This window comes from Streptomyces sp. NPDC058864, assembly GCF_042742985.1.
Classification (GTDB): Bacteria; Actinomycetota; Actinomycetes; order Streptomycetales; family Streptomycetaceae; genus Actinacidiphila.
Map to the genome: position 1 here is coordinate 74,181 of NZ_JBHYMQ010000032.1, position 10,933 is coordinate 85,113.

Here is a 10,933-nt window from a genome sequence, read left to right on the forward strand (position 1 = left end):
TTCTTGCAGCAACTTGCAGGAATCTCACGGCTGTTCCTTTCGTGGCGCGCGGGAGGGCCTGCCTCACCCGCACCGGCCGCCGCCCACGGCGGCCCCTGCCCGAGGAGCCCCCGTATGACCCGACCCGCGCGCCCTGGACGCCATCGCGCGCTGCGCACCGTGCTGTTGCTCGTCGGCGGCCTGCTGACCGGCCTGCTCCCGACGGGCCTGTCCTTCGCCGCCACTTCGGCGACGGTCTACTACCGTCCGGCCTCCGCCTGGACCTCCGTCAACCTCCACTACGCGCCCACCGGCGGTTCCTGGACCACCGTGCCGGGCGTCGCCATGGATGCGGCCTGCCCCGGCTGGTACTCCAGGACCGTCGACCTGGGCGGAGCCGGCGGGCTCTCCGCCGCCTTCACCAACGGCAGCGGCGCCTGGGACAACAACGGCGGCCGCGATTACCGGCTCGCCACCGGCACCAGCACCGTCTCCTCCGGGGCGGTGACCACGGTCGACCCGTGTGCCGACGCCGCACCGACCAGCGCGACCGTGTACTACGCGACCGGCAACCGTGACTGGCCGTCGTACTACCTCCACTGGGCCCCCACCGGCGGCTCCTGGACCACTCCACCCGGTACGCGGATGGCCGCGGCGTGCGCCGGCTGGGTCAGGCTGACCGTGGACCTGGGCACGGCGACCGACTGGCAGGCCACCTTCACCAACGGCAGCGGCACCTGGGACAACAACGGCGGCGGCAACTACCGGCTCGGCACCGGCACGATCACCGTCAAGGACGGCGCCGTCGCCCACAGCGACCCGTGCGACGGCACCGGCGAACCGTCCGGTCACGACGCCACCGTCTACTACGCGACGGACACCGTCGGCTGGAGCACGTACAACCTGCACTGGGCGCCGGCCGGCGGCGCCTGGACGGCCGTCCCCGGCGTCGCCATGGAGGCCGCCTGCACCGGCTGGGTGCGCAGGACCGTCGACCTGGGCACCGCGACCGACTGGCAGGCAGCGTTCAACAACGGAAACGGCACCTGGGACAACAACAACGGCGGCAACTACCAGCTCACCGAGGGCGTCAGCACGGTCAGGAACAGGGTCGTGACGCGCGACGCCGACGACCCGTGCGCCGCGTCCGAGCCGGACACGACCGCGCCCGGCGTCCCCACCGGGGTGACCGCGAAGGCGACGGGCACCGCGGTCGTGGTGAGCTGGACCGCCTCCACCGACGACACCGGCGTCACCGGCTACGAGGTCACCCGCACCGGCGGCACCAAGGGCACGTCGATCGCGCACGTCGGCTCGACCGTGACGAGCCAGACCGGTCTGGAGGAACGCACCGCCTACACCTACACCGTCAAGGCGCTCGACGCCGCCGGCAATGCCTCGGCCGCCTCGGCCCCTGCCACGGTCACCACCGGCGAGGCCCCGCGGACCACCCCGGGCGAGCCGCTGGGCGGCGACCCGCGCAAGGATCCGATCTACTTCGTCCTCACCGCCCGCTTCTACGACGGCGACACCTCCAACGACCGCGGCGGCAGCCAGCACGTGAAGTCCGGCAACGCCGCCGGGGGCGACCCCATGTTCCGCGGCGACTTCAAGGGGCTGGTCGACAAGCTCGACTACGTCAAGGGCCTCGGCTTCTCCGCGATCTGGATCACGCCCGTCGTCCTCAACCGCTCGGACTACGACTACCACGGCTACCACGGCTGGGACTTCTACCGGGTCGACCCCCGCCTGGAGTCGGCAGGCGCCTCCTACCAGGACCTGATCAACGCCGCGCACGCCAAGGGCATCAAGGTCTACCAGGACGTCGTCTACAACCACAGTTCGCGCTGGGGCGCCAAGGGCCTGTTCACGCCCACCGTGTACGGCGTGCGCGACGCCCAGTGGAGCTGGTACTACGACCAGAGGCAGGACGGCTTCGAGTACGACGGCCTGACGGTCGAGCCGGTCTCCGGCAAGTCGTACTACAACGGTGACCTGTGGTCGACCGCCGAGCCCACCGGAAACACCTGCGTCAACTGGGGCGTGCCCACCGGCGGGAGGAGCGCTGAGGGCTACACCCTCTACAACTGCCAGTGGCCGAGCCCGACCTCGGGCATGTTCCCCGCGAAGTACTACCACCGGTGCTGGATCGGCAACTGGGAGGGCGAGGACTCCCGCAGCTGCTGGCTGCACGAGGACCTGGCCGACTTCAACACCGAGAACCCCCAGGTGCAGAACTACCTCATCGGCGCCTACGACAAGTACATCGGCATGGGCGTGGACGGCTTCCGGATCGACACCGCCGTGCACATCCCGCGCGTCACCTGGAACCGCCGTTTCCTGCCCGCCATATACGACGAGGTGACGGCACGGTTCGGAGCAGAGAAGGCGAAGGACTTCTTCGTCTTCGGGGAGGTCGCGGCGTTCGTCAACGACAAGTGGAACCGCGGCTCGGTCAACCACTCGGCGCAGTTCTACACGTGGAAGGAGCGCAGGGCCTACAGCGACGACGACACCGCCGCACTGGAGCAGTACACCTACGAGGAGCAGCTCGGCACCGGCAACCAGCCGGTCTCCGACAACGCCTTCCTGAACGGCAACAGCTACCACGCCCCGGACCACAGCCGGTTCTCCGGGATGAACGTCATCGACATGCGGATGCACATGAACTTCGGCTCCGCGTCGAACGCCTTCAACAACGGCAGGGACTCCGACGACAGCACCAATGACGCGACCTACAACGTCGTCTACGTCGACAGCCACGACTACGGACCGAACAAGTCGTCCTTCCGCTACGCCGAGGGCACCGACGCGTGGGCCGAGAACATGTCGCTGATGTGGACCTTCCGCGGTATTCCGACGCTCTACTACGGGTCGGAGATCGAGTTCCAGAAGGGCAAGCAGATCGACTGCGGTCCGACCTGTCCGCTGGCCTCCACCGGCCGTGCCTACTACGGGGCGCACCTGGAGGGCGACGTCACCGCCTCCGGCTTCGGCAGCGTGGGCTCGGCGTCCGGGCAGGTGGCCACGACGCTCACGCAGCCGCTGGTCAAGCATGTGCAGCGGCTGAACCAGATCCGGCGGGCGGTCCCGGCGCTGCAGACGGGCCAGTACTCGACCGCCGGGGTCAGCGGCGAGATGGCCTTCAAGCGCCGCTACACCGATGCCGCCACCGGGGTGGACAGCTTCGCCCTGGTCACGGTCAGCGGCGGCGCCACGTTCACCGGGATCCCCAACGGCACGTACAAGGACGCGGTGACCGGCGCGGTGAGGACCGTGACCGGCGGGAGCCTGTCGGTCGATGCGCCGGGCAAGGGCAACCTGCGCGTGTACGTCCTCGACCTGGGCGGGGGCAATGCCGCGCCGGGCAAGGTCGGCGCGGACGGGCCCTACCTGAAGTGACGGGCCGCGCCCGCCGCCGCGGTCGGCGCCGCGGCGGCGGGCCGGCGGGCGCGGGCGCGGGCAGGACCCGGACACCATCCGGGGCATGCGGAACGCCCCGGGGCGGCGGCGGCATCCGGGTGAGGTCTGCGGCCCGTCCGGCGTGTCCTCTCCACGCGAGCCGGTCATATGAGCTGATGTTCATTTCATGGGTTCACGCCGTGCGGCCAAGCACGCGCGCCGCCGCGCGGCCGGACGTCCGCGGCACACCGCGCGCGTCTGGGCGACGGCCGCGGGGGCGGCCGGTGTCGTCGCCCTGGCCGCCCTCGGGGTGCACAGCGCGATCATCCACACCGACCCGCCCTCGATCCACGCCCGCCCGGCGCCGAGCCCCCAGCTCATGCCCTTCCCCGATCTCGCCGCCCGGGCCAGGCTGCAGCGCGTCCCGCTCTACCCGGCCCACGAGCCGGCCATCGTCCCGCGCAAGAGCTGGGGGGCCGACGAGTCGCTGCGCACCGAGCCCCCGCACTACAGCACCACGGTCAAGGCGGTGTTCCTGCACCACACGGACAGCGGCAACGACTACAAGTGCGCGGACGTGCCCCGGATCATCCGTGACATCTACTCCGGACACATCCAGAGCCGCCACTGGGACGACGTCGCCTACAACTTCTTCGTCGACAAGTGCGGCACGATCTACGAGGGGCGCGCCGGCGGCTCCGACCGCCCCGTCACCGGGGCGCACTCGATCGGCTTCAACAAGGACACCATGGGGATCGCCGCGATCGGCACCTACGACGCCAAGGGCAGCGTCCCGCAGGCGATGGCCGAGGCGATCGCCCGGATCGCCGCCTGGAAGCTCGGGCTGTCCGACGTCGACCCCCGGGGCGAGGTCACCCTGGTGTCCAGCAGCAGCAAGAGCCGGTTCAAGAAGGGCGAGCGGGCGGTCTTCCACGTCATCGCCGGCCACCGCGACGCCTACATGACCGACTGTCCCGGCAAGGAGCTGTACGCCGAGCTCCCGGAGATCCGCACCGAGGCCGCCAGGCTGCAGGGCCGGCCCCCGCTGCGCACCGCGAAGAGCAAGGGCTGACCCGTCCGCCCCGGGTCAGCGGGGCGCGAGCGCCAGCAGCGCGACGTCGTCGCCCACCGCGCCCGCGTACCGGCGCAGATCCTCCCAGACCCCGTCGACGACCGCCTCGGGGGAGCGGGCGGCGCCCTCCGCCAGCCTGGCGGCGAGGCGTTCGGCGAGCGGGTAGAAGGCGCCCGAGGCGTCGCGCGCCTCGGTGACGCCGTCGGTGTACGCGAGGATCACGTCCCCCGGCAGCAGGGTCACCACCGAGGGCAGGGCCGGGGCCTGTCCCGGCAGGCCGGCGCCCAGCGGCGGCCCCGGATCGCACTCCAGCTCCCGCACCTGGCGGCCGCGCAGCAGCAGCGCGGGCGGATGCCCCTGGCAGACCAGCCGCACCCACGACCCGTCGTCGGGGAACTCCATCAGCAGGGCGGTGGCGAACAACTCGGCGTTGCCGGCGGCGTCCAGGGCGAGCCGCCGTTCGAGGCGCCCCGCCACGCCGCGCAGCTCCCGCTGGTCGAGCACCGCCTCGCGGAACGCGCCGAGCAGTGCCGCGACCGTGCCGACGGCGGCAAGTCCGTGTCCCTGGACGTCGGCCACCAGCGCCCGTACGACGCCATGGGGCCCGGGCCGTACGTCGTAGAGGTCACCGCCCACCAGGGTGCCGCGCTGCGCGGCCCGGTACAGGGCGGCGCAGCGCACCTCCCCCACCGTGCCCGGCACCGGGGCGAGGACGGCGAGCTGCGCGGCCTCGGCCACCGACCGGGCCAGCACCAGGCGTCCCCGGAAGCGCTGCTGCAGGGCGGCGATGACCACGCTCAGGACACCGATGAGGACGACCGCGCCGAGCTCGGCGCCGACCAGGGTCCCGGGGCCCACCACGGGGAGCTCCATGACGACCACGACGGCGGCGGCCACGACCGCGGTGCCCGCCACGCCGTAGCCGAGCGCGGCGAGCGGGGCGACGGCGGCGTAGTAGGCGCCGAGCTCCACGTCGCCGGGGGTGACGCCCTGAGCCAGGACCAGCGCGGCGAGCAGGACGATCGGCAGCAGGCGCAGCCAGCGCGGCGGCGCCCCGATCCGCAGTGTGCCGTCCTCGGCCGTGGCCGTGCCCATGCAGGCACGGTAACCGCGGGCGGCGCGGGCCGCGCGTCTCAGCCGGCGGGCGCGACAGCCGTCCCGACGAGTTCGGGGTGGTGCCTGCGGGCGACCTCCGGGTGGGCGCGCAGCCAGCCCTTGAGCTCGTTGCGGCCGTACTCGGCGAAGAGCGGATTGGCCGGGTCCCGGGTGGCGCCGGGCGCGCGGTGGGCGTGCTCGAACGGGAGCGGGGCCACGCGCGCGTCGAGGCGGGGGTTGTAGAAGAAGGGCACCGAGTAGCGCTCGCGGGCGCCGGCCGGGCTGACCACGCGGTGGTTGGTGGCCTTGAGGTAGCCGTCGGTGGCGACCTCCAGCAGCTCGCCCAGGTTGACGACGAAGGCGCCGGGCAGCGGCGGCACATCGTGGAAGCGGCCGTCGGAGCGCTCCACCTGCAGGCCGCCGACCTCGTCCTGGAGCAGCAGGGTGAGGAAGCCGTAGTCCTTGTGAGCGCCGACGCCCTGGTCGTCGCCGGTGGGTGCGGTGCCCGGGTAGCGGACGAGCTTCAGGTGCAGGTGCGGCTCGTCGGCGAAGGCCGCGTCGTAGAAGTCCTCGGGGGCGCCGATGGCGGCGAGCAGTTCGTGCAGCAGCCGGTGGGCGACGCCGCTGAGCCGGTCGATCCAGGCCAGCGAGAGTTCACGGAGCTCGGGCAGGTCGGCGGGCCACTGGTTGGGACCCTCCAGCCACCAGTACGCGGGCTCGCCCGCGGCCGGTACGTGCTGCGGGCGCTCGGCGCCGATGTCGAGCTGGTCGCGCCAGTCCCGGCTGCCGCCGGTGCGCTCGTCGCCGGTGCGGGTGTAGCCGCGGAAGTGCGGGGAGTTCAGGTTGCCGATGGCGAGCCGGTCGGCCTCGGGCAGGGAGAAGAACGCGCGGATCGCCCGCATCAGGGCGGCGGTCTCGTCGGCGGTCACGCCGTGACCGGTGAGCTGGAAGAAGCCGACCTCGTGGGCGGCGGAGTGCAGTTCGCGGTGGAGACGGGCACGTGCCTCGGGGCCGCGGTCCGCGGCGGAGAGGTCGATCACGGGGAGCTGGAGCGTCATGGTGTGTTGTCCGCAGGGTGAGGACCCGGCATGCCGGTGGTGACCGGGTGCTGCGCGACGGGGCCACGGTGGGGCGGCGTCGCGGGGCCGGGCGGGAGGAAGGGGGGCGGGGTGGGATCAGCCGCTGCGGCGACAGGACATGCTCGTGACGCGGACGAAGTCCACATGACGGCGGCGCACGAGCAAGAGCATGGGCCAAGGGTACTGCGCAGCGTCATTCGCGTCGGTGACGCATGTCACGCGGCCCCATGAGCCGACAGGTACAGGCGTGGGGTGACGCCATGGTCGCGCGCGGTACGGGCGGCAACGATGTGGCGGCAGCCATCCCCGAACTGCGAATGGAGGCTCCCCATGCGCCCCTGGAGAGGCGTCCCCCTGCTCGCCGCCGCCCTGCTCGCGCTCGGCGCCGCCGCGGTCCCCGCCGGCGCGGAGGCGGCCGCGGGTACGGCAGGCCACTGCGCCCGGCTGGACCGGGTCGTCGTGCCCGGCGCCGAGCGCCAGCAGAAGGCCTGCCTGCCCGACATGACGACCACCGCGCTGGCGGGCACCGCGTACACCGACACCGCCGACCAGGCGGGCCTGGCGGCGGCCGGCACCGCCCGTCCGTCCGGCGTGCCGGGCGTGCAGGTCGACGGCTACTTCCCGGACACGTCGGGCTTCAACACCACGCACGGCTGGCAGCACGACGCCCAGTTCGTGCTGCGCCTGCCGGACCGCTGGAACGGCGGCCTGATCGTCACCGGCGCGCCCGGCACCCGCAAGCAGTACTCGCTCGACGTCCTGATCTCCGACTGGGCGATCGCGCGCGGCTACGCCTTCGCCTCCACCGACAAGGGCAACAGCGGACCGGACTTCTACACCGACGGCCGCCGCCCGGGTGACGCGCTGGCCGAGTGGAACCGGCGCACGACCCAGCTCACGGTGGCCGCGAAGGCGGCGGTGGCCTCGCGCTACGGCCGCGTGCCGCACCGTACGTACATGACCGGCATCTCCAACGGGGGCTACCTCACCCGCTGGCAGCTGGAGCACCACCCGGCCCTCTACGACGGCGGTGTGGACTGGGAGGGCACCCTCTGGACGGCGGACGGCCCCAACCTGCTGACCTCGCTGCCGGTCACGGTGGCCCGCGCCCAGGGCCGGGCCGGCGACGCCGACCTGCTGGCGGCCGGGTTCGCGCCGGGCTCGGAGTTCCTGTGGGCCTACCACCAGCAGGCCTACTGGGGTCTGACGCAGAAGGTGTACCGCGCCGAGTTCGACCCCTCCTACGACCCCGCGTGCCCGGGCGCGAGCGCGGGTGCGACCGTGCCGGACATCCTGGCCCCCTGCGCGTCGGACGCCGACTACGACTACGCGGCGCGCCCGGCCGCCGTGCACCGGGCCGTCGGCCGGGTGTCGCTGTCCGGGCGCATCGGCAAGCCGATGATCACGCTGCACGGCACCCTGGACACGCTGCTGCCGATCGCGACCGACTCGGACGTCTACGCGCGCATGATCGACTCCGCGGGGCGGGGCGGTCTGCACCGCTACTACACGATCGAGGGCGGCAACCACGTCGACGGGCTGTACGACACGTATCCGGACCGGCTGCGCCCGATCCTGCCCTGCTACCGGGCCACGTTCGACGCGCTGACCTCGTGGGTGGAGCAGGGCCGGACGCCGCCCGCGGACCGCACGGTGCCCCGGCCGGCCGGCGGCGACGTGGTCAACTCCTGCGCGCTGTCCTGAGGTCAGACCCGCTCGAGCGGACGGTGCGGCCCTTCGGGGAGCTCGACGGCGATCGGGTCGCCGGGCCGCACCTCCCCGCCGCGCAGGACCACGCCCATGATCCCGCCCTTGCGGACGACCGCGCCGTGCTCGTCCCGGCCGACGACCTGCTTGAGCAGGCCCTGCCGGAAGCCGTCGATCTGCAGGCAGGGGTTGCGCAGCCCGGTCACCTCGACGACGGCCTCCGCGCCGAGCCGCAGCCGCGTCCCGACGGGCAGGCCCAGCAGGTCGACGCCGCGCGTGGTGACGTTTTCGCCGAGCTCGCCCGGGGCGACCTCGAAGCCCGCCGTGAGCAGCTCGTCGTGCAGCTCGCCGTGGATGAGATGGACCTGGCGCAGGTTGGGCTGCGTCGGGTCCTGGGCCACCTGCGACCGGTGCTGCACCGTCACCCCGAGGTGGGCGTCGCCCTCCACGCCGAGCCCGGCCAGCAGCCGGATCCTGTCGCGGGCGGGCTTGCTGAAGTGGTGTCCCTCGTCGCGGCTGACGGCGGTGACGGTCGCGGTCATGCTCCCCCTCGGTCGGTCGTGCGCCCGGTCATTCTAACGAAGCAATTCATTGAACTTTCAATGATAGGGGCGTAATCTGACGCCATGCCTGTTCGCCGTTTGAACCACGCCGTGCTCTACATCCGTGACGTCGCGCGCTCCGTCGAGTTCTACACCGCCGTGTTCGGCTTCAAGGTCGACGCGGAGATCCCCGGCCGCGCCGCCTTCCTGAGCGCCGAGGACACCCTCAACGACCACGACCTCGGACTCTTCGCCATCGGCCCGGACGCACCCGGCCCCGAGCAGGGCCGCGTCGGGCTCTACCACCTGGCCTGGGAGGTCGGCACGCTCCGCGAACTGGCCGACACCGCCCGGCTGCTCACTGACCGGGGCGCGCTCGTGGGCTCCAGCGACCACGTCGTGTCGAAGTCGCTGTACGCCAAGGACCCCGACGGCAACGAGTTCGAGGTCATGTGGCGCGTCCCCCGCGAGGACTGGCCCGAGGACCAGGGAGTCACCCGCCCCCTCCCCCTCGACCTGCAGGCGTCGCTGGACCGCTGGGGCCCCGACCTCAGGACCGGCGCCGCCGCGGGCTCGGTCACCTGAGCGGCACCCCGCGCGCCGTCACCTGCCGATCTGACGCCTGCCGGAGCGGCGCAGCCTGCGCCGCTGGGAGGGGTCCAGGGTGAGGTAGGCGGCCACGGGGACGCCCACGATGACCAGCAGGGCCAGCCATGCGGGTAGCACCCACAACAGGATCAGGCCGACGGCCACGCCGCCGACGGCGACCTTCGCGCGATTGGACATCTTCCCGCCTCCGTCTGCGGCACGTGCCGCACTCACTGGGGTAAACGCGGCATCACCCGCGTCGGTTCCCCCGCACGGCGCGCCCTGCCCGGTGCCGGGCAGGGCGCGACCGCCGCGGTCTCACTCGTGGTGGCGTTCGGTCAGTTCCCTGGGTTCCTGCGGGGGCGCGTCCGGCGCCGCCGTGCGCTCGGGGGCGCTCTCCTGGCGCTCGGGGGCGGCCGGCCGATCGCGGCGGCGGGCCGCCTCGGCGCGCACGAGCGCGCCCAGGGCTGCGTAGATGTCCACGGGCATGGTGGGGTCCTCCTGCGGGGTTCGTCCTGCTGACGGGCATGGCCGCGCAGCGGTCCGCCGCACGGGCGGCGGCCGCGGGGCGCCGTCAGCAGCGCAGGACGAGGTGCAGGTGGTCGGGTCTGCCCGCGGGGGCGACGTGCCGGGCGGGACCGCGGAGCGCGGCACCGACGGGGTCCGGGGGGCAGGTGTCGTGGACGACGTCGTCCGCCGCGTGCCCCTGGACGGTTCCGGCCCGCTGCTGGGGGCCGGCCTGCGGGGCGGTCCGCCGCCCGACGCTCGCCGGGAGGTGCTGCGTCTGCTTGCCCCGGTCGTCCGTGGCGACGGCGACGGCCGCCGTCGGCTCCAGCGGCTGCAGGGCCGCGACCCCCGGTGCGCACAGCGCGTGGAGCAGACACACGAGTGCGGCGAACAGCCCGACCGCGGCCCCTGCGAACCCTGCCGGGACCCGACGGGAACGTCCCGCTGCGGCATGCGGCATGCGCTGCTCCTCCGGATGCGTACCCCTCACTCTTAGCCGGGCACGCACCCGAACCCCGCGGCACGCTACGCCGATCGACGCACGCGTTCACCCGGTGGACGCAATGCGGGCGCTGCGCGGGCGGGCCGTTTGTTCGTGTGCGGCTCGTTTGTGGTTGCGGTTGGGGGTTTTCCCCGCCCGCCCGCCCGTTGCCCCGGTCGGTCAGTGACCGCCTCGCTGCGTGCGTTGGGGGTCGGGGCCGCGCCGGCGCACGTCCTCAGCGCTCGCGGATTCGCCGGATCATTCCGTCCCCGGCATCACCGCTCGTCGCTTCCGGGCGCACCCCGCCACACCCCCTCCCGTCGTATGGGCGCATGACGGCCGGAGGGGGGCGAGGAGGCAATCCGGGGTCACCCCGGACTCCTCCAGGTTGCGTCCTTGGAAGTGGTGTACGGGTTCCCCACCTGATCCGGGTGTTTGTCCCGGCGTCGGAGTGAGTGCCCGGATATAGAGACGGCCACCG

The 10,933-nt window shown here is 73.0% G+C and carries 10 protein-coding genes; 4 read left to right on the plus strand and 6 right to left on the minus strand.

Annotated features, from left to right (window positions below; translation table 11 throughout):
• Positions 1-114: 114 nt before the first annotated feature.
• Together ACFW3D_RS23750 and ACFW3D_RS23755 are read left to right on the plus strand one after the other, a co-directional pair.
• Complete coding sequence (locus ACFW3D_RS23750) at positions 115-3,381, plus strand: carbohydrate binding domain-containing protein (RefSeq protein ID WP_500506768.1); 3,267 nt, start codon at positions 115-117, stop codon at positions 3,379-3,381.
• Positions 3,382-3,568: 187 nt separating this feature from the next.
• Entirely contained in the window at positions 3,569-4,453 is an 885-nt protein-coding gene (locus ACFW3D_RS23755; RefSeq protein WP_500506770.1) for a peptidoglycan recognition protein family protein, read from the plus strand.
• Between the two features lie 15 nt (positions 4,454-4,468).
• On the opposite strand, the gene ACFW3D_RS23760 is transcribed toward ACFW3D_RS23755, so the two are convergent.
• Both ACFW3D_RS23760 and ACFW3D_RS23765 read right to left on the minus strand, forming a co-directional pair.
• A complete protein-coding gene (locus ACFW3D_RS23760) occupies positions 4,469-5,548 on the minus strand; it encodes a PP2C family protein-serine/threonine phosphatase (protein WP_500506772.1) in 1,080 nt (359 codons plus the stop codon).
• A gap of 38 nt (positions 5,549-5,586) precedes the next feature.
• Positions 5,587-6,606: an isopenicillin N synthase family dioxygenase gene (locus tag ACFW3D_RS23765; protein WP_500506773.1), complete on the minus strand. Its 1,020-nt coding sequence runs from the start codon at positions 6,604-6,606 to the stop codon at positions 5,587-5,589.
• A 351-nt stretch (positions 6,607-6,957) separates the two neighbouring features.
• Here ACFW3D_RS23765 and ACFW3D_RS23770 point away from each other — a divergent pair, with 351 nt between their 5' ends.
• Positions 6,958-8,331: a tannase/feruloyl esterase family alpha/beta hydrolase gene (locus ACFW3D_RS23770; protein ID WP_500506775.1), complete on the plus strand. Its 1,374-nt coding sequence runs from the start codon at positions 6,958-6,960 to the stop codon at positions 8,329-8,331.
• A gap of 2 nt (positions 8,332-8,333) precedes the next feature.
• Here ACFW3D_RS23770 and ACFW3D_RS23775 read toward each other — a convergent pair whose 3' ends face one another.
• Complete coding sequence (locus ACFW3D_RS23775) at positions 8,334-8,876, minus strand: MOSC domain-containing protein (RefSeq protein WP_500506777.1); 543 nt, start codon at positions 8,874-8,876, stop codon at positions 8,334-8,336.
• An 84-nt stretch (positions 8,877-8,960) separates the two neighbouring features.
• On the opposite strand from ACFW3D_RS23775, the gene ACFW3D_RS23780 reads away from it, so the two are divergent.
• Complete coding sequence (locus tag ACFW3D_RS23780) at positions 8,961-9,461, plus strand: VOC family protein (RefSeq protein ID WP_500506778.1); 501 nt, start codon at positions 8,961-8,963, stop codon at positions 9,459-9,461.
• Between the two features lie 18 nt (positions 9,462-9,479).
• Here the strand turns inward: ACFW3D_RS23780 and ACFW3D_RS23785 are convergent, their stop codons facing one another.
• The 3 genes from ACFW3D_RS23785 to ACFW3D_RS23795 form a co-directional block, all read right to left on the minus strand.
• Complete coding sequence (locus tag ACFW3D_RS23785) at positions 9,480-9,662, minus strand: tail-anchor membrane protein (RefSeq protein WP_500506779.1); 183 nt, start codon at positions 9,660-9,662, stop codon at positions 9,480-9,482.
• Between the two features lie 120 nt (positions 9,663-9,782).
• Positions 9,783-9,953, minus strand: coding sequence for a hypothetical protein (locus ACFW3D_RS23790; protein ID WP_500506780.1), 171 nt, complete (start codon positions 9,951-9,953; stop codon positions 9,783-9,785).
• Between the two features lie 85 nt (positions 9,954-10,038).
• Positions 10,039-10,431, minus strand: a complete 393-nt coding sequence (locus tag ACFW3D_RS23795) for a hypothetical protein (protein WP_500506781.1) — start codon at positions 10,429-10,431, stop codon at positions 10,039-10,041.
• Between the last annotated feature and the right edge of the window lie 502 nt (positions 10,432-10,933).

Bases quoted from the DNA above. Each gene is read 5' to 3' on its own strand.
- ACFW3D_RS23750 (WP_500506768.1), top strand. From the start codon at position 115: ATGACCCGACCCGCGCGCCCTGGACGCCATCGCGCGCTGCGCACCGTG.
- ACFW3D_RS23755 (WP_500506770.1), top strand. From the start codon at position 3,569: ATGGGTTCACGCCGTGCGGCCAAGCACGCGCGCCGCCGCGCGGCCGGA.
- ACFW3D_RS23760 (WP_500506772.1), bottom strand. From the start codon at position 5,548: ATGGGCACGGCCACGGCCGAGGACGGCACACTGCGGATCGGGGCGCCG.
- ACFW3D_RS23765 (WP_500506773.1), bottom strand. From the start codon at position 6,606: ATGACGCTCCAGCTCCCCGTGATCGACCTCTCCGCCGCGGACCGCGGC.
- ACFW3D_RS23770 (WP_500506775.1), top strand. From the start codon at position 6,958: ATGCGCCCCTGGAGAGGCGTCCCCCTGCTCGCCGCCGCCCTGCTCGCG.
- ACFW3D_RS23775 (WP_500506777.1), bottom strand. From the start codon at position 8,876: ATGACCGCGACCGTCACCGCCGTCAGCCGCGACGAGGGACACCACTTC.
- ACFW3D_RS23780 (WP_500506778.1), top strand. From the start codon at position 8,961: ATGCCTGTTCGCCGTTTGAACCACGCCGTGCTCTACATCCGTGACGTC.
- ACFW3D_RS23785 (WP_500506779.1), bottom strand. From the start codon at position 9,662: ATGTCCAATCGCGCGAAGGTCGCCGTCGGCGGCGTGGCCGTCGGCCTG.
- ACFW3D_RS23790 (WP_500506780.1), bottom strand. From the start codon at position 9,953: ATGCCCGTGGACATCTACGCAGCCCTGGGCGCGCTCGTGCGCGCCGAG.
- ACFW3D_RS23795 (WP_500506781.1), bottom strand. From the start codon at position 10,431: ATGCCGCATGCCGCAGCGGGACGTTCCCGTCGGGTCCCGGCAGGGTTC.